General features: G+C 58.7%; 12 protein-coding genes. 9 read left to right on the top strand and 3 right to left on the bottom strand.

What is annotated here, in order from left to right; translation table 11 throughout:
- Positions 1-7: 7 nt before the first annotated feature.
- Positions 8-1,324 carry a gluconate transporter gene (gene gntT, locus DXX3274_RS20515; RefSeq protein ID WP_042861413.1) on the top strand — a complete coding sequence of 439 codons (1,317 nt, stop codon included), beginning with the start codon at positions 8-10 and terminating at the stop codon, positions 1,322-1,324.
- A 70-nt stretch (positions 1,325-1,394) separates the two neighbouring features.
- Here gntT and DXX3274_RS20510 read toward each other — a convergent pair whose 3' ends face one another.
- Positions 1,395-1,988, bottom strand: coding sequence for a YhgN family NAAT transporter (locus tag DXX3274_RS20510; RefSeq protein ID WP_012768001.1), 594 nt, complete (start codon positions 1,986-1,988; stop codon positions 1,395-1,397).
- A 199-nt stretch (positions 1,989-2,187) separates the two neighbouring features.
- Between DXX3274_RS20510 and asd the strand changes: the two genes are divergently transcribed.
- The 3 genes from asd (at position 2,188) to DXX3274_RS20495 (ending at position 4,523) form a co-directional block, all read left to right on the top strand.
- A complete protein-coding gene (gene asd / locus DXX3274_RS20505) occupies positions 2,188-3,288 on the top strand; it encodes an aspartate-semialdehyde dehydrogenase (RefSeq protein ID WP_038664817.1) in 1,101 nt (366 codons plus the stop codon).
- A 199-nt stretch (positions 3,289-3,487) separates the two neighbouring features.
- Positions 3,488-3,925, top strand: a complete 438-nt coding sequence (gene nikR / locus DXX3274_RS20500; protein ID WP_042861411.1) for a nickel-responsive transcriptional regulator NikR — start codon at positions 3,488-3,490, stop codon at positions 3,923-3,925.
- Positions 3,926-4,310: 385 nt separating this feature from the next.
- The gene (locus DXX3274_RS20495) at positions 4,311-4,523 is read left to right on the top strand and encodes a cold shock domain-containing protein (protein WP_013319797.1); all 213 of its coding nucleotides are present in this window, start codon (positions 4,311-4,313) and stop codon (positions 4,521-4,523) included.
- 374 nt (positions 4,524-4,897) lie between these two features.
- On the opposite strand, the gene DXX3274_RS20490 is transcribed toward DXX3274_RS20495, so the two are convergent.
- Positions 4,898-6,583, bottom strand: a complete 1,686-nt coding sequence (locus tag DXX3274_RS20490) for a sensor histidine kinase (RefSeq protein ID WP_042861407.1) — start codon at positions 6,581-6,583, stop codon at positions 4,898-4,900.
- 381 nt (positions 6,584-6,964) lie between these two features.
- Here DXX3274_RS20490 and glgB point away from each other — a divergent pair, with 381 nt between their 5' ends.
- From glgB to glgP, 5 genes are all read left to right on the top strand, one after another.
- The gene (gene glgB / locus DXX3274_RS20485; protein ID WP_042861404.1) at positions 6,965-9,148 is read left to right on the top strand and encodes a 1,4-alpha-glucan branching protein GlgB; all 2,184 of its coding nucleotides are present in this window, start codon (positions 6,965-6,967) and stop codon (positions 9,146-9,148) included.
- Entirely contained in the window at positions 9,148-11,118 is a 1,971-nt protein-coding gene (gene glgX / locus DXX3274_RS20480; RefSeq protein WP_042861402.1) for a glycogen debranching protein GlgX, read from the top strand. The genes glgB and glgX overlap by 1 nt, the downstream gene beginning before the upstream one ends.
- A 13-nt stretch (positions 11,119-11,131) precedes the next feature.
- A complete protein-coding gene (glgC, locus tag DXX3274_RS20475) occupies positions 11,132-12,418 on the top strand; it encodes a glucose-1-phosphate adenylyltransferase (RefSeq protein ID WP_042861400.1) in 1,287 nt (428 codons plus the stop codon).
- Positions 12,419-12,493: 75 nt separating this feature from the next.
- Positions 12,494-13,927 carry a glycogen synthase GlgA gene (glgA, locus tag DXX3274_RS20470; protein WP_042861398.1) on the top strand — a complete coding sequence of 478 codons (1,434 nt, stop codon included), beginning with the start codon at positions 12,494-12,496 and terminating at the stop codon, positions 13,925-13,927.
- A gap of 22 nt (positions 13,928-13,949) precedes the next feature.
- Positions 13,950-16,397 (top strand): glycogen phosphorylase, encoded by a 2,448-nt coding sequence (glgP, locus tag DXX3274_RS20465; protein ID WP_042861396.1) that lies wholly within the window; start codon positions 13,950-13,952, stop codon positions 16,395-16,397.
- A gap of 58 nt (positions 16,398-16,455) precedes the next feature.
- On the opposite strand, the gene glpD is transcribed toward glgP, so the two are convergent.
- Positions 16,456-17,955, bottom strand: a complete 1,500-nt coding sequence (gene glpD / locus DXX3274_RS20460; protein ID WP_042861394.1) for a glycerol-3-phosphate dehydrogenase — start codon at positions 17,953-17,955, stop codon at positions 16,456-16,458.
- Positions 17,956-18,130: the final 175 nt, after the last annotated feature.

The following is an 18,130-nucleotide window of genomic DNA, read 5'->3' as shown; positions in this document are numbered from 1 at the left end:
GATCGTTATGCCACTCGTGATTGTCGCTGTGGGTGTCGCACTGCTGTTGGTGCTGATGATCCGCTTTAAACTGAACGGCTTTATTGCACTGATTCTGGTTGCCCTGGCCGTGGGCATCATGCAGGGAATGCCGGTGCAGAAGGTGATGACGTCCATCAAGAACGGGGTGGGCGGCACGCTGGGCACGCTGGCCTTGATCATGGGCTTTGGCGCTATGCTGGGGAAACTGCTGGCGGACTGCGGCGGCGCGCAGCGTATCGCCACCACGCTGATTAATCGCTTCGGTCGCAAGCATATCCAGTGGGCGATTGTGCTGACCGGCTTTACCGTCGGTTTCGCGCTGTTCTACGAAGTGGGTTTCGTGCTGCTGTTGCCGCTGGTGTTCAGCATCGTGGCGTCGGCCCGTATTCCGCTGCTGTATGCCGGCGTGCCGATGGCGGCGGCGTTGTCCGTCACCCACGGCTTCCTGCCGCCGCATCCGGGGCCGACCGCGATTGCTTCGCTGTTCCACGCCGACATGGGCAAAACCCTGCTGTACGGCACACTGCTGGGGATCCCGACGGTGATTCTGGCCGGTCCGGTTTACGCCCGTTTCCTGAAGAAAATCGACAAGCCGATTCCGGAAGGGCTGTATAACCCGAAGCAGTTCACCGAGCAGGAGATGCCGAGCTTTGTCGTCAGCGTGATGACCGCGCTGGTGCCGGTGATTCTGATGGCGCTGCGCGCCGTGGCGGAAATGGTATTACCGAAGGGACACGCGTTGTTGCCGTATGCCGAGTTCTTCGGCGATCCGGTGATGGCGACCCTGATTGCGGTGCTGATCGCTATTTTCACCTTCGGCCTGAACCGTGGCCGCAGCATGGATGAGGTGATGGGCACCATTACCGACTCGATTAAAATCATCGCCATGATGTTGCTGATCCTCGGCGGCGGCGGCGCGTTTAAACAGGTGCTGGTCGACAGCGGCGTAGACAAATACATCGCCGGGATGATGCACGGTAGCAGCGTGTCGCCGCTGCTGCTGGGTTGGCTTATCGCCGCCGTGCTGCGCCTGGCGCTGGGGTCCGCTACGGTGGCCGCGCTGACCGCGGGCGGGATTGTGGCGCCGATTATTGCCACCAGCGGCGTCAGCCCGGAACTGATGGTGATCGCGGTCGGTTCCGGCAGCGTGATTTTCTCCCACGTTAACGACCCCGGTTTCTGGCTGTTCAAAGAGTATTTCAACCTGAGCATTCCGGAAACGCTCAAGTCGTGGTCGGCGCTGGAAACCATTATCGCGGTGTGCGGTTTGGTAGGCACTCTGTTGCTGAGTTACGTGGTGTGATGAACGTAGGTTGGATGTAGCGGTTTGCTCTCAGTCTCCGCTTCGGCAGGGAGACTGAGAGAATCTGCGGTTACAGTTTCAGATAGGCCCGAATGCCATCAAGGAACATTTGGGTGGAAAGCATGACCAGCACCAATCCCATCAACCGTTCCAGCGCGTTGACGCCCTTGTCGCCCAACAGGCGCAGGAACAGGTTCGACAGCAGCAGCACGACCACCGTGATACCCCAGGCGATGAACAGCGCCAGCGTCAGGTGCGGCATTTGATTCGGGTACTGGTGCGAGAGCAGCATCAGCGCGGCCAGAATCGACGGCCCGGCCACCATCGGGATAGCCAGCGGCACCAGAAACGGCTCGTCGCCGGCGGGCAGACCGCTGGTAAAGCCTTCCTGCGTCGGGAAAATCATGCGGATGGCGATCAAAAACAGCACGATACCGCCGGAAATGGAGACGGTTTCCGTGCGCAGGTTCAATATCGCCAGAATCTTCTCGCCGGCGAACAGGAATACCAGCATCACCCCCAGCGCGATGATCATTTCCCTAATCAGCACCACGCGCCGCCGTTTGGGATCCAGGTGCTTCAATACGGACATGAACACCGGCAGATTGCCGAGCGGATCCATAATTAACAGCAACAGTACGGTTGCCGAGATCATTTCAGTCATGGTGGCGGTAAGCTCCTCTCATCCCCAGCCTTCTGTCAGACACATTAGGCGTGTTGCTGAAAACGCCTGAGTCATCGAATAAATTCACTTGCGACTTCTGATACATTTTGTAAGGTTGACAGTCATCACTTTAAACTTATGCTCCCTGCCTGAACGGCAGTCGGATTGCTTTTTGTCACCCCCAGGCAGGACGGTTACCATGAAAAATGTTGGTTTTATTGGCTGGCGCGGTATGGTCGGTTCGGTACTCATGCAGCGCATGGTGGAAGAACGCGACTTTGATTTAATCCGCCCGGTATTCTTCTCTACCTCTCAGCACGGCCAACCGGCGCCGGCGCTGGGCGGCCAGCAGGGTGTCCTGCAGGATGCCTACAATCTGGAAGCGCTGCGCGCGCTGGATATCATCATCACCTGTCAGGGCGGCGATTATACCAACGAAATCTATCCAAAGCTGCGTGAAAGTGGCTGGCAAGGATACTGGATCGACGCAGCATCGTCTCTGCGAATGAAAGATGACGCGATTATTATCCTGGACCCGGTCAACCACGGCGTGATCAAGTCCGGTCTGGATAAAGGCATCAAAACCTTCGTCGGCGGCAACTGTACCGTCAGCCTGATGCTGATGTCGCTGGGCGGCCTGTTCGCCAACGATCTGGTGGAGTGGGCGTCTGTCGCCACTTATCAGGCGGCATCCGGCGCGGGCGCGCGCAACATGCGCGAACTGCTGGTGCAGATGGGCCAACTGAACGCCGAAGTGGCTGCTGAACTGCGCGACCCGGCTTCCGCCATTCTGGATATCGAGCGCAAAGTGACGGCGCTGTCGCGCGGCGGTCTGGATGTGGAAAACTTCGGCGTGCCGCTGGCCGGCAGCCTGATTCCGTGGATCGACAAACAGCTGGAAAACGGCCAAAGCCGCGAAGAGTGGAAAGGTCAGGCGGAAACCAACAAGATTCTGAACACCGCCAGCACTATTCCGGTGGACGGTCTGTGCGTGCGTATCGGCGCGTTGCGCTGCCACAGCCAGGCTTTCACGCTGAAACTGAAGAAAGATGTGTCGATTCCGGAAATCGAGCAGATGCTGGCAACCCACAATGACTGGGTGAAAGTGGTGCCGAACGACCGCGAGATCACCATGCGCGAGCTGACCCCGGCCGCCGTGACCGGTACGCTGTCCACGCCGGTGGGCCGTCTGCGCAAACTGAACATGGGCCCGCAGTACCTGTCCGCCTTTACCGTCGGCGACCAACTGTTGTGGGGCGCTGCCGAACCGCTGCGCCGCATGCTGCGCATCCTGCTGTAATCATTGCCATACGAGGCGCGCCAGCACGGCGCGCCTCGCCTTGGCGTCTGCTTTTCTCCACCATCTCGCCCGTTGCGCTCTGTAGATTCATGCGCCATATTGCGCTGCGTCACGATCACCGTTGCGGCGCGCGGCATAATGAGGGCGACCCGCGCGGCACCGTCGCCGGGGATTTTTTTCGCTTTTCTGTGAGGCCGACATGCAACGACTGACGATTTCTCTGGATGACCCGCTGGCCGAAGCGCTGGATGCGCTGATGCTGCGTAAAGGCTATGCCAACCGGTCGGAAGCGTTTCGTGACATGCTGCGGCGTGAGCTGGGCGAAATGACGGTGGCGCAGGATAAAAACGCGGAGTGTGTGGCGGTGCTGAGCTATGTGTACGACCATCATGAGCGTCAACTGTCGAGCCGGCTGGCCGGCATGCAGCATGAACATCATCACCTCACCGTATCCACCATGCATACCCACCTGAGCCATGACGAGTGCGTGGAAACCGTGATTCTGCGCGGGCCGACCGAGCGGGTGGAACAGTTCGCCGCGTCGGTCATCGCCCAGACCGGCGTGCGTCACGGCCGATTGAACCTGATTCCGATGGATAATGCCGCCAATGGGGCGGAACCGGCAAAGCACAAATAATCAGCGATCTGGTGGGGTTTAGCCGCAGGTTGTGGCGTGGCGTTGGCAGAACATCCTGCGCTTTAGCTTCTGCCTTGAAGCCGGCGGCGCTGAAGAAATAACCTATCGGGATTCATTAACTTCATGAATTATAATAAATATAAAATATTTACATCTCGCGATAATACATAACGCTTGCATTCGTTCCGGATGAATGCGTTAATGACGCCACGGTTTGTTAGTCAGACCTATTTATGCAAAGCATTTTACTAAAGCAGTCCTCAGTCCAAGCGTTATCCTCGATATCACTTCCCCTGAATCTCTTTTTTTCTTGCTCATAAGTATTTCCTGCAATGCAGACCTATATTGCCCTCTAACGGGCTGGAAAAAATTACGAGGTAATATAATGTCTAATAAAATGACTGGTTCAGTAAAATGGTTTAACGAAACTAAAGGTTTTGGCTTCATCACTCCGGCTGACGGCAGCAAAGACGTGTTCGTTCACTTCTCCGCCATTCAGAGCGATAGCTTCAAGACTCTGTACGAAGGCCAGAAAGTTGAATTCGTTATCGGCAACGGCCCGAAAGGTCCTTCCGCTGAAAACGTTGTAGGGCTGTAATTCCCCGGGTAATCATCGCTTACGATAGCGAGGATGGCGTTAGCCGGAGCAGTTAAGTTGATGTGATACCCAGGTTTGCCTGAGAGCGGCTTCCCCCACAAGGGAAGCCGTTTTTTATTGGCACCTATACCCGTCATACTTCAAGTTGCAGGTGCGTTGGCGCGCATTACATCGGCCTCGCCAATTCATGGACCTCGCCCCTTCGGGGCCGCTGCTCGCAGCGTTCAAATTGGCTTTGCCAATTTGTCACTCACCCCTGTCACTTACTTATGTAAGCTCCTGGGGATTCACTCGGTTGCCGCCTTCCTGCAACTCGAATTATTTAGGGTATAAACCGCTACGCTATAGCGACCACAACCCGACTCGTCGCGAATTTATCCCACCCGCAGCGGCACTCGTACCCGCACGCGGGTAAAGCGTTCCGGCTCGCTGGTGACGGTGATGCCGTAGTGATGGCCGTAACGCGCTTTGATGCGCCGATCCACCAGATTCATACCCAGACCGTCGCCGCCGTTGCGCGGGTGATAGGTGCCGGCGTTATCCTCCACCGTCAGCTCCAGCATGTTGGCGTGGGTGCGAGCGTTAATGCGCAGATGGCCGTTGTCCAGCATTTGGGAAATGCCATGCTTGATGGCGTTTTCCACCAATGGTTGCAGGGAAAAGGCCGGTAGCCTGGCGGCCCTGAGCGACGGCGGAATGGCGATGTCCACCGTCAGCAGGTTGGCGAAACGCGCCTTTTCGATTTCAAGGTAGGCGCCGACATGCTCCAGCTCATCGCTGAGAGCCACTTCGTCGCTGCTGCGCTTGAGGTTTTTGCGAAAGAAGGTGGATAGCGATAGCACCAACTGACGCGCCTGATCCGGGTTGCGGCGAATAATCGCCGACAGGGTATTAAGGGCGTTGAACAGGAAGTGCGGGTTGACCTGCGCGTGCAGCAGCTTGATTTCGGACTGCGCGAGCAGTTGTTTCTGTTGCTCGAAGCGGCCGGCAAAAATCTGGGCCGACAGCAGGTGACCGATGCCTTCTCCCAGCGTCCGGTTGATGCTGGAGAACAGCTTGTTTTTCGGTTCATACAGCTTGATGGTGCCGATCACCCGCTGCTCTTCGCCGCGCAGCGGGATCACCAGCGTGGACCCAAGCTTACAGTGCGGCGAGATGGAACAGTTGAAGGGCGCTTCGTTGCCGTCGGCGTACACCACCTGATTGTGGTCGATGGCCTGATGGGTGAACGGCGAGGTGATCAGCGAACCGGCCGTGTGGTGATCGTCGCCGGTACCGACGAACGCCAGCAATTTTTCCCGATCGGTGATGGCGACCGCGCCGACGCCCAACTCTTCATACAGTATGCGCGCCACCCGCATGCTGGTTCTCGGATTAAACCCTTCCCGCAGCGCCCCTTCGGCGCGGGCGGCAATCTGCAACGCTCGGGCGGAAAACGCCGACGTGTATTTCTCGAACATTGCCCGTCGGTCCAGCAGAATGCGCATGAACATCGCCGCTCCGACGCTGTTGGTGATGATCATCGGCAGCGCGATGCTTTTGACCAACGTCAGCGCGTCGCCAAATGGCCGCGACAACAGCAGGATGATGCTCATCTGCAACACTTCCACCAGCAGGGTGACGGCGGCGATGACCAGCGGCTGGAACAGCAGATCGACGCGATGGCGGCGGGTCAGGTAGCGGTGCAGCAGGCCGCCGGCCAGCCCTTCCGCGATGGTGGAAACCATACAGGCCAGCGCGGTCATGCCGCCGAGGGAATAGCGATGCAAACCGCCGGTCAACCCGACCAGCACGCCCACCGACGGCCCGCCCAGTACGCCGCCCAGCAGCGCGCCGATGGCGCGGGTATTGGCGATGGAGTCGTCGATATGCAGGCCAAAATAGGTGCCGAGGATGCAGAACATCGAGAAGGTCAGGTAGCAGATCAGTTTATGCGGCAGGCGGATGGTGACCTGCGTCAGCGGAATAAACAGCGGAGTTTTGCTCAATAGATAGGCAATGACCAGATAGACGCATGTTTGTTGCAGCAATGACAGAATCAGATCGATTTGGCTTATCATAAGCAGTACACCTCCCTGTTGATGCATCCGATTTTACCCGTCGCGGTCGAACAATCTCCGGACAGGATCAACATTCGCTAACACTATGATTAATTATTTTTTCTTATAAGTCTTTGGCGCAAAAATTTATCCATAATCTCAAATGTTTTCTCTTTTCTTGACTAAGCTGAATCTTAGGTTTGTCTGAAAAATGCTTCGCAGGCTCAGCGAGTGCCGCGAGGTATTTTCTGTTCAGGTGAGTTTTCTTTTTTATGGGGTCAGGCTGGTTCCTTTTCTGTTATTGACGCAGGGCATTTCCTTATCCGCAAGAATGCCGAAGAAATGATCTGTCTCTTTAACATGCTTAACTTATTCAGATGGTTAATTCAGAGGATGGATGCCATGTCAGGGTTTTCTGATCAGAACATTATTAATCTCCTTTTTTCCGGCCATTACGCCGATCCTTTTGCGGTATTGGGTATGCACGACACCGCCTCGGGGCTGGAAGTGCGCGCGCTGCTTCCCGATGCCAGCGATGTGCACGTGGTGGACGCACACAGCGGACGTAAAGTGGCGGACCTGCAATGCCGGGACCCGCGCGGTTTTTTCTCGTCGGTGCTGCCCCGCCGCAAAAAGCCGTTCAGCTATCGGCTGGCGGTGACCTGGCAGCAGGATACGCAGGTTATCGATGACCCTTATCGTTTTGGCACGCTGTTGCAGGAGCTGGATATCTGGCTGCTGGCGGAAGGGCGCCATTTGCGGCCGTTTGAAACGCTGGGCGCGCATCCGGCTACGCTGGATGGCGTCGATGGCACCTGTTTTGCCGTCTGGGCGCCGAATGCCCAGCGGGTGTCGGTGGTGGGCGATTTCAATTTCTGGGACGGCCGCCGCCATCCGATGCGTCTGCGGCGTGAAAACGGCGTGTGGGAGCTGTTTGTGCCGGGCGTTGGGCCGGGTCAGCTGTACAAGTTCGAGATTATCGACTGTTACGGCAACGTGCTGGTGAAATCCGACCCCTATGCGTTCGAGTCTCAGATGCGCCCGGATACCGCGTCGGTGGTCAGCCGTCTGCCGCCCACGTTGCCGGTGGATGAAGCGCGGCAACACGCCAACGATCTGCAATCGCCGATTTCCATTTACGAGGTGCATTTAGGGTCATGGCGGCGGCACACCGACAATAATTTCTGGCTCAGCTACCGCGAACTGGCGGACCAACTGGTGCCGTACGTGAAAGAAATGGGATTTACCCACGTTGAACTGATGCCGGTGCATGAGCACCCGTTTGACGGCAGCTGGGGCTACCAGCCGCTGGGGCTATACGCGCCCACCCGTCGTTTCGGTTCGCCGGACGACTTCCGTTATCTGGTGTCGGCCTTTCATGAGGCGGGCATCAATGTGCTGTTGGACTGGGTATCCGGCCATTTCCCGGCGGACAGCTACGGCCTGGCGCGTTTTGACGGCACCGCGCTGTACGAATACGCCGACCCGAAAGAAGGCTACCACCAGGACTGGAACACGCTGATTTATAACTTTGATCGCCACGAAGTTCGCAACTATCTGGCGGGCAACGCGCTGTACTGGACGGAACGCTTTGGCGTCGACGGGCTGCGGGTAGACGCGGTGGCCTCGATGATTTACCGCGATTACAGCCGCCGCGACGGGGAATGGGTGCCGAACTACTTCGGCGGCAAGGAGAATCTGGAGGCGATCGGCTTCCTGCGCTACACCAATCAGATGCTGGGGCAGCATCATGCCGGCGCGGTCACCATCGCCGAAGAATCCACCGATTACGCCGGGGTGACGCTGCCGCCGGAGCATGGCGGGCTGGGTTTCCATTACAAGTGGAACATGGGCTGGATGCATGACTCGCTGGCCTACATGCAACTGGACCCGGTACACCGCAAATACCACCACGACCTGTTGACCTTCGGCATGTTGTACGCCTATAGCGAAAACTTCGTGCTGCCGCTGTCGCATGACGAGGTCGTGCACGGCAAGCGTTCGCTGCTGGACCGGATGCCCGGCGACGCCTGGCAGAAGTTCGCCAACCTGCGCGCCTACTACGGTTTCATGTGGGCGTACCCCGGCAAGAAACTGCTGTTCATGGGCAGTGAATTTGCGCAGGGGCGGGAGTGGAACCATGACACCAGTCTGGACTGGCATCTGCTGGATGAGACGGAAGGCTGGCACGCCGGGGTGCAGCAACTGGTGCGCGACCTCAACCACTGTTACCGCCAGCATCCGCCGCTCTATCAGTGCGACTACCTGCATCAGGGCTTCGAATGGGTGGTGGTGGACGACCGGGAAAACTCGGTGTTCGCCTTTATCCGGCGTGATGCCGACGGCAACGAAATGCTGATTATCAGCAACTTTACGCCGGTGCCTCGGGACGGATATCGCGTCGGCATCAATCAGCCGGGGTCCTGGCGCGAGGTGCTTAATACCGACTCCTGGCATTACCACGGCAGTAACCTTGGCAATCAGGGACTGGTGTGCAGCGAAACGGTGGGTAGCCATTCCCGGCCGCAGTCGCTGGTGCTGACGCTGCCGCCGCTCTCCACCTTATATCTGGTGAAGGAGGCGTAATGGCTGAACTGCTGGCGGGCCGCCCGCGACCATTAGGCTCTCATTTCGATGGCGAAGGCGTGAATTTCGCTTTGTTCTCATCCGGGGCGTCGCGGGTGGAATTGTGTATTTTTGACGGCCTGCGGGAGCAGCGTTTGCCGCTGACGGCCCGCACTGGCGATATCTGGCACGGTTATCTGCCGGACGCCCAGCCGGGCTTGTGCTACGGCTATCGCGTCGATGGCGCGTTCGAGCCTCAGCGCGGGCTGCGTTTCAACGCCAATAAGCTGTTGCTTGACCCTTGCGCCCGGCAGATGGACGGCTGGGTGGTGGATGACGAGCGGTTGCACGGCGGCTACGACCAGCCCGACCTTTCCGACACCGCCGAGGTGATGCCGCGCAGCGTGGTGGTGGACGAAGATTACGACTGGCAGGGCGACCGGTTGCCGCGCATCCCCTGGGGGCAAACGGTGCTGTACGAAGCCCACGTGCGCGGCTTGACCCGGCGACACCCCGGCATTCCGGCGGCGATACGCGGCACCTATGCCGCGCTGGCTCACCCGGTGATGCTGGATTATCTGACGCAACTGGGCGTGACCGCGCTGGAGCTGATGCCTATCCAGCAGCATGCCGACGAGCCGCGTCTGCAATCAATGGGACTGCGTAATTACTGGGGCTACAACACGCTGTTGCCGTTTGCGGTGGACAGCAGCCTGGCGGCGAGCGACGACCCGCTCAACGAGTTCCGCGACGCGGTGCGTGCGTTGCATCAGGCCGGCATCGAGGTGATTCTGGATGTGGTGTTCAACCATAGCGCGGAGCTGGATGTGGACGGCCCGACCCTGACGCTGCGCGGTATTGATAACGTCAGCTACTACTGGCTGACGGAGCGTGGCGATTATCACAACTGGGCGGGGTGCGGCAACGTGCTGCGGCTTGAGCACCCGGCGGTGCTGCATTGGGTGATTGAGTGCCTGACGTTCTGGCACGAGGTCTGCCATGTGGATGGTTTTCGTTTTGATCTGGCGACGATTCTGGGACGCCTGCCGGATTTTTCCTCTACCGCCCCGTTCTTTACGGCGCTGCGCAATCACCGCTCGCTGCGCGACTGCAAACTGATTGCCGAACCCTGGGACATCGGCCCCGGCGGTTACCAACTGGGGCAATTCCCGGCGCCGTTCGCGGAATGGAACGACCGTTTCCGCGACGATATGCGCCGTTTCTGGCTGCATGGCGATCTCCCCGTCGGGGTGCTGGCCCGCCGTTTCGCCGCCTCCAGCGAGGTGTTTGAGCGCGGCAGCCGGCAGCCGTGGGCGTCGGTCAACATGCTGACCTCTCATGACGGTTTCACCCTGCGCGATCTGGTGTGTTTCAACCACAAGCACAACGACGCCAACGGGGAGCAAAACCGGGACGGCACCAACAGCAATTTCAGTTTCAACCACGGGACCGAGGGGCTGGAGGCGGATGAGGCGACGCAGGCGCGGCGGCGCGTCAGTCAGCAGGCGTTGCTGACCACGCTGCTGCTGTCGCTGGGCACGCCGATGCTGCTGGCGGGCGATGAATTCGGCAACAGCCAGCAGGGCAACAACAACGCCTACTGTCAGGACAACGCGCTGGCCTGGCTGCATTGGGATCAGGCGGATGACGCGTTGCTCGCTTTTACTTCCGGGCTGATCCGTCTGCGCCGGTCTATCCCTGCGTTGCAGCGGGGGCGCTGGTGGCGCGACGGCGAGGACGACGTGCGGTGGCTGAATGCGCAGGGAGAGGCATTAACGCCGTACGAATGGGAACAGGGAGCACACCAGTTGCAAATCCAGCTTTCCGAACGCTGGCTACTGTTGATCAATGCCACGCCGCAGGAATGTGATTTCTCCCTGCCGGAAGGGGAATGGCGGGTTGAGCCGCCGTTTAGCGCGGCCGACCATCCACTCGACGGGCGGGCCTGGCGCGGGCAGGCGAATGCAGTGTGTGTACTGGTAAAACAATAATAAGGAGCCTGACATGGTGAGTACTGACAAACACGATCCTCTGATGCTGGCCAGACAATTGCCCCTGAAATCCGTTGCGCTGATTCTGGCGGGCGGGCGAGGTACCCGACTGAAAGATTTGACCGCATACCGCGCCAAGCCGGCCGTACACTTTGGCGGTAAGTACCGGATTATCGATTTTGCTCTTTCCAACTGCCTGAATTCCGGTATCCGCCGGATTGGCGTTATCACCCAGTATCAGTCGCACACGCTGGTGCAGCACATCCAGCGCGGCTGGTCGTTCCTGAATACCGAAATGAACGAATTTGTCGATTTGCTGCCGGCGCAGCAACGACACGATGAAAACGACCACTGGTATCGCGGCACCGCCGACGCCGTGTGCCATAACCTGGATATTATCCGGCGCTATCGGGCGGAATACGTGGTGATTCTGGCCGGCGACCACATCTACAAGATGGATTATTCCCGTATGCTGCTGGACCACGTGGAGAACGGCGCCGAGTGCTCGGTGGCCTGTATTCCGGTTCCCATCGGGGAAGCGCACGCGTTTGGCGTGATGAGCGTGGATAAAGACAACCGCATTATCAGTTTTGACGAAAAACCCGCCAAACCGACGCCGATGCCGGATAACCCGGACATGGCGCTGGCCAGCATGGGGATCTACGTGTTCAACGCCGACTATCTCTACCGGCGGCTGGAAGAAGACGTGTGCACCTCGGACTCCAGCCACGATTTCGGCAAGGACCTGATCCCGAAAATCGTAGCGCAAGGACATGCCTGGGCGCACCCCTTCACACTCTCCTGTGTCACCTCTTCGGACAACGCGCCGCCTTACTGGCGGGACGTGGGAACGTTGGAGGCTTACTGGCGCGCCAACCTCGATCTGGCTTCGGTCATGCCGGAGCTGGACATGTACGACCATAACTGGCCGATTCGCTCGGCGATGGCGGCATTGCCGCCCGCCAAATTCGTGCAGGACCGCTCCGGCAGCCACGGGCTGACCATGAATTCGCTGGTTTCCGGCGGGTGCATCGTCTCCGGCTCGGTGGTAACGCACTCGGTGCTGTTTCCGCGGGTGCGCATCAACTCCTTCTGCAGCATCGATTCGTCGGTGCTGCTGCCGGATGTCAAAGTGGGGCGCTCATGCCGTCTGCATCGCTGCATTGTCGATCGCGCCTGCGAAATTCCGGAAGGCATGGTGATCGGCGAGAACGCCGAGGATGACAACCGTCGCTTTTATCGTTCCGAAGAAGGGATTGTGCTGGTGACGCGCGCCATGCTGGCCAAACTCAAACCTTAGCCGTGATACCCGGCCGAGGGCGCCGGGGGATTGATGCCGCCATGCCTGAGACGAGGCGGCTGAACGGGAGACAAGATGCGGGTATTACATGTGTGTTCAGAGCTGTTCCCCCTGCTGAAAACCGGGGGACTGGCGGATGTGGTGGGGGCATTGCCCAGCGCGCAGATCGCCGCGGGGATGGATGTGCGGGTGCTGCTGCCGGCGTTCCCCGACCTGAAAAAAGGCATCCCGGATGCGCAGGTGGTGCGGGAGCTGGATACGTTTGGCGGTCGTGTCACGCTGCGCTACGGTCATTACAACGGCGTGGGCATCTACCTGATCGATGTTCCCCACCTGTATGAGCGGGCGGGCAGCCCGTATCACGACACCTCTTTGTTTGCCTATTCGGATAATTTTCTACGCTTCGGTCTGCTGGGCTGGATGGGGGCGGAAATGGCCAGCGGCGTCGATCCGTTCTGGCAGCCGGACATCGTGCACGCCCACGACTGGCACGCCGGGCTGGCCTGCGCTTACCTGGCGGCGAAAGGTCGACCGGCAAAATCGGTATTTACCGTCCATAATCTGGCTTATCAGGGATTATTTGATGCTCGTCACATGTCGGAGCTGCGGTTGCCGCCGGAGTACTTCAGCATGTACGGGCTGGAGTTCTACGGTCAGATCTCGTACCTCAAGGCCGGGCTGTACTATGCGGATCACATCACCACCGTCAGCCCGACCTATGCGCATGAGATCACTCAGCCGGAATACGGCTACGGGCTGGAAGGGTTGCTGAAGTCGCGGGAGGACGCCGGCCGTCTGTCCGGCATCCTCAACGGCGTGGATGACGAGATCTGGAACCCGGCGCACGATTCGCTGCTGACCGCCACCTATAGCCGCGATGAGCTGGCGCGCAAGGCGGACAACAAACGGCATCTGCAAACGGCGATGGGGTTGAAGGTGGATGACCGGGTGCCGGTGTTCGCCATCGTCAGCCGCCTTACCAGCCAGAAGGGGTTGGATATCGCGTTGCAGGCCGTGCCGGGTTTGCTGGAGCAAGGCGGGCAACTGGTGGTGCTGGGGGCGGGCGACGCCACCCTGCAGGAAGGTTTTTTGGCGGCGGCGGCGGAGTATCACGGCCGTGTCGGCGTGCAGATCGGTTATCACGAAGCGTTCTCGCACCGCATTATTGGCGGGGCGGATGTGATTATGGTTCCTAGTCGGTTCGAACCCTGTGGTTTGACTCAGCTGTACGGCCTGAAATACGGCACGTTACCGCTGGTCAGGCGCACCGGCGGGCTGGCGGATACAGTGGCAGATTGCTCGCTGGAAAATCTGGCCGATGGCCTGGCGAGCGGTTTTGTGTTCAGCGATTGCAATACAGCGTCGCTGTCGCGGGCGATTCGTCGGGTCTTTGTGTTGTGGTCACGCCCTTCGCTCTGGCGTTATGTACAGCGTCAGGCAATGGCGATGGATTTTAGTTGGCAGGTTGCTGCCCAGGCCTATCGTGCGCTTTATCAACGTCTGTGGTAGTACGCATCAGTGGGAATGACATATGAACTCTCCGTTTATCTACAACTCACCTACGCTTAGCGTAGACGCGCTGAAACACTCCATCGCTTACAAGTTGATGTTTACCGTAGGCAAGGATCCCAGCATCGCCAGTAAACATGACTGGCTAAATGCCGCGGTGTTGGCCGTGCGGGATCGCATGGTAGAGCGCTGGCTGCGTTCCAATCGCGCGCAGTTATCGCAGGATGTCCGGCAGGTTTACTACCTGTCGATGGAATTCCTGCTGGGACGTACGCTGTCCAACGCGCTGCTGGCGATGGGCATGTTTGACGATCTGAGGGACGCGCTGGAAGCGATGGGCCTGGATCTGAACGAACTGCTGGAAGAAGAGGACGATCCGGCGCTGGGCAACGGCGGCCTCGGACGGCTGGCGGCCTGCTTCCTCGACTCGCTCGCCACTATGGCGCTGCCGGGGCGCGGTTATGGCATCCGTTACGAGTACGGTATGTTCCGGCAGAACATCGTCGACGGCAGGCAGGCGGAGTCGCCGGATTACTGGCTGGAATACGGCAACCCGTGGGAATTCGTCCGCCACAGCACCCGTTACAAAGTGCGTTTCGGCGGTCGTATCCAGCATGAGGGCAATAAAACCCGCTGGCTGGAAACCGAGGAGATCATCGCTTGCGCCTATGATCAAATCATCCCCGGCTTTGATACCGACGCCACCAACACCCTGCGGCTGTGGGCGGCGCAGGCCAGTAACGAAATCAACCTCGGTAAATTCAATCAGGGCGACTATTTCGCGGCGGTGGAGGATAAAAACCACTCCGAAAACGTGTCGCGCGTGCTGTATCCCGACGATTCCACCTATTCCGGCCGCGAGCTGCGTTTACGTCAGGAGTACTTTCTGGTCTCCGCCACGGTGCAGGATATCCTCAGCCGCCACTGGATGATGCACAAAACCTACGCCAATCTGGCGGAAAAATTCGCTATCCACCTCAACGACACCCACCCGGTGCTGGCGATTCCGGAACTGATGCGCCTGTTGATCGACGAGCATAAGTTCAAGTGGGACGCCGCCTGGGAAGTGGTCACCAAGGTATTCTCCTACACCAACCACACCCTGATGGGTGAGGCGCTGGAGACCTGGCCGGTCGACATGATGGGCAAAATTCTGCCGCGCCATCTGCAACTGATTTTCGAAATCAACGACCGTTTTCTGGACGACGTGCAGGAACGTTTCCCGAACGACAACGATTTGCTGACGCGGGTGTCGATCGTGGATGAAACCCACGGACGCAAAGTGCGCATGGCATGGCTGGCGGTGATCTGCAGTCATCAGGTGAACGGGGTGTCCCAACTGCATACCGACCTGATGGTGCAGTCGCTGTTCGCCGACTTCGCCCGGCTCTATCCGGACCGTTTCTGTAATAAAACCAACGGTGTCACTCCCCGCCGCTGGCTGGCGTTGGCGAACCCGTCGCTATCGAAAGTGCTGGATGACACCATCGGCAAAACCTGGCGCACCGACCTGAGCCAACTGGCGGATCTGAAGCCGCACATTGATTTTCCGGCCTTCCTGCAGAAAGTGCGCAAGGCCAAACAGGAAAACAAAAAGCGGCTGGCGATCTACATCGCCCAGCACCTGGACGTGGTGGTGGATCCCAGCGCGTTGTTTGATGTGCAGATCAAGCGCATTCATGAGTACAAACGTCAGCTGCTCAACGTGTTGCACCTGATTACGCTTTATAACCGCATCAAGGATGACCCGAATCTGGATCGCGTACCGCGCGTCGCCATCTTTGCCGGCAAGGCGGCATCCGCCTACTACATGGCTAAACACATCATTCACCTGATCAACGATGTGGCCAGCGTGGTGAACAACGACCCGGAGGTGAAAGACAAACTGAAGATCGTTTTCATCCCCAACTACGGCGTCAGCCTGGCGCAAATCATCATTCCGGCGGCCGACCTGTCGGAACAGATTTCGCTGGCGGGCACCGAGGCTTCCGGCACCAGCAACATGAAGTTTGCCCTGAACGGCGCGCTGACCATCGGCACGCTGGACGGCGCCAACGTCGAAATGCGTGAGCGGGTGGGGGACGAGAATATCTTCATTTTCGGCAACACCACGGAACAGGTGGAAGAACTGCGGCGCAACGGTTACAACCCGCGTGAATTCTACAATCAGGACGAGGAGTTGCACCGGGTGCTGACGCAGATCGCCACCGGCGTGTTCAGCCCGGATGAACCGAGCCGCTATGCCGACCTGTTCGATTCGTTGGTCAATTTCGGCGATCACTACCAGTTGCTGGCGGATTACCGCAGTTATGTGGATAGCCACGACAAGGTGGACGATGTGTACCGCGACGAGGACGAATGGACGCGGCGTACCCTGCACAACATCGCCAATATGGGCTATTTCTCCGCCGATCGCACCATTCAGGAATACGCCGACGACATCTGGCATATCAAGCCGATACGGTTGTAGGTAGGTTTTCTGAGAGGGGTAAACGGCTTCCCTGGCGGAAGCCGTTTTTTATGCGCGGTTAACCTGCTTTCGCTAACTGACTGCGGTAGTCCGCCAGCCATTCACTAATACGCTGCTGTTGGGCGTCATCCAGCCACATGCCCAGTTTGGTACGGCGCCAGATGGCGTCTTCCAGCGACACCACCCATTCGTGCTCCACCAGATAACGCAGCTCGGCTTCGTACAAGGTATGGCCGAAATGTTCACCCAGATCGCTCAGCGCCTGCGCGTTGCCGAGTATTTTCTCGCTCTGGGTGCCGTAGGTGCGGCTGTAGCGACGCGCCAGCGCTTCCGGCAGATTGTAGCGGCGGCGCAGCAGGGCGGCGTAGTCTTCGCGGCTGCCGCTGATATCGCCGCCGGGCAGAATGGCGCGATTAGTCCACGCCTGGCCCGCCTGCGGGTAGTATTTCGCCAGCTTGTCCATTGCGTGTTCCGCCAGTTTCCGGTAGGTGGTCAGCTTGCCGCCGAACACCGACAGCAGCGGCGCCTTACCGCTTTCATCCGCCACTGACAGCGTGTAATCGCGGGTGATGGCCTGCGGAGAATCCGATTCGTCGTCGCACAACGGACGCACGCCCGAGTAGCTCCAGACGATGTCGTCGCGCGTCAGCTGTTTTTTGAAGTGGTCGTTGTATACATCCAGCAGGTAACGAATTTCGTTGTCGTCAATCTTCACCTGATGCGGATCGCCGTGGTATTCCACATCGGTAGTGCCGATGATGGAAAACTCATCCTGCCACGGGATCACAAACACGATGCGGTGGTCTTTATTCTGCAGAATGTAGGCCTGCTCTTCCTGATGCACGCGCGGAACGACGATATGGCTGCCTTTAATCAGACGGATGCCGTACGGCGACGGCAGCGCCAGACCATCGTCAAAGAACTGGCGTACCCACGGGCCGGTTGCATTGACCAGGCCTTTCGCCTGCCAGCGATGCGTCTCGCCGCTTAGCGCGTCTTCGGCTTCCACCACCCACAGGCCGTTTTCGCGGCGGGCGCGGGTGACGGTCATGCGCGTTTTCACCTCGCCGCCGCGACGTACCACTTCCTGCGCGTTCAGCACCACCAGACGGGCGTCGTCCACCCAGCAGTCGGAATATTCGAAACCGCGCGTCAGTTCCGGTTTCAGCACCGATTCACGGCCGAATCGCAGCCCGTGGCTGGACGGCAGGCTGACGCGCTTGCCCAGATGGTCGTACATGAACAGACCGGCGCGAATCATCCAGGCCGGACGCAGGTGCGGCTGGTGCGGCAGGCGAAAACGCATCGGGAAAATGATGTGCGGCGCCATTTTCAGCAGCACTTCGCGTTCCGACAGCGCTTCCCCCACCAGCCGGAACTCATAGTGTTCCAGATAGCGCAGGCCGCCATGAATCAGCTTTGAGCTGGCGGAAGAGGTGGCGCAGGCCAGATCCTGCGCTTCCAGCAACAGAACGGACAGTCCGCGCCCGGCGGCATCCGCCGCGATGCCGGTACCGTTAATGCCTCCGCCGATCACGATCAGATCTTTGGTTTCCACGTTTTCTCCTCCGCCACGTCAAAAGCCGTCATATTCGTTAAAAGCTATAATGTCGTTAAAAGTAACAATGTTCGTTTTCGCTCACGATATTAATCGAAAACAAACATGTTAGCCAAGCGTTAACCAATTAAAAACATTTACGCGTGATGTAGCTAACAGTTTCGCGCCTGATTTA

Origin of the sequence: Dickeya sp. NCPPB 3274, from assembly GCF_000406205.1 — a bacterium.
Classification (GTDB): Bacteria; Pseudomonadota; Gammaproteobacteria; order Enterobacterales; family Enterobacteriaceae; genus Dickeya; species Dickeya fangzhongdai.
Note: the sequence above shows the minus strand (reverse complement) of the source record. Positions and strands in the feature narration are given on the sequence as shown.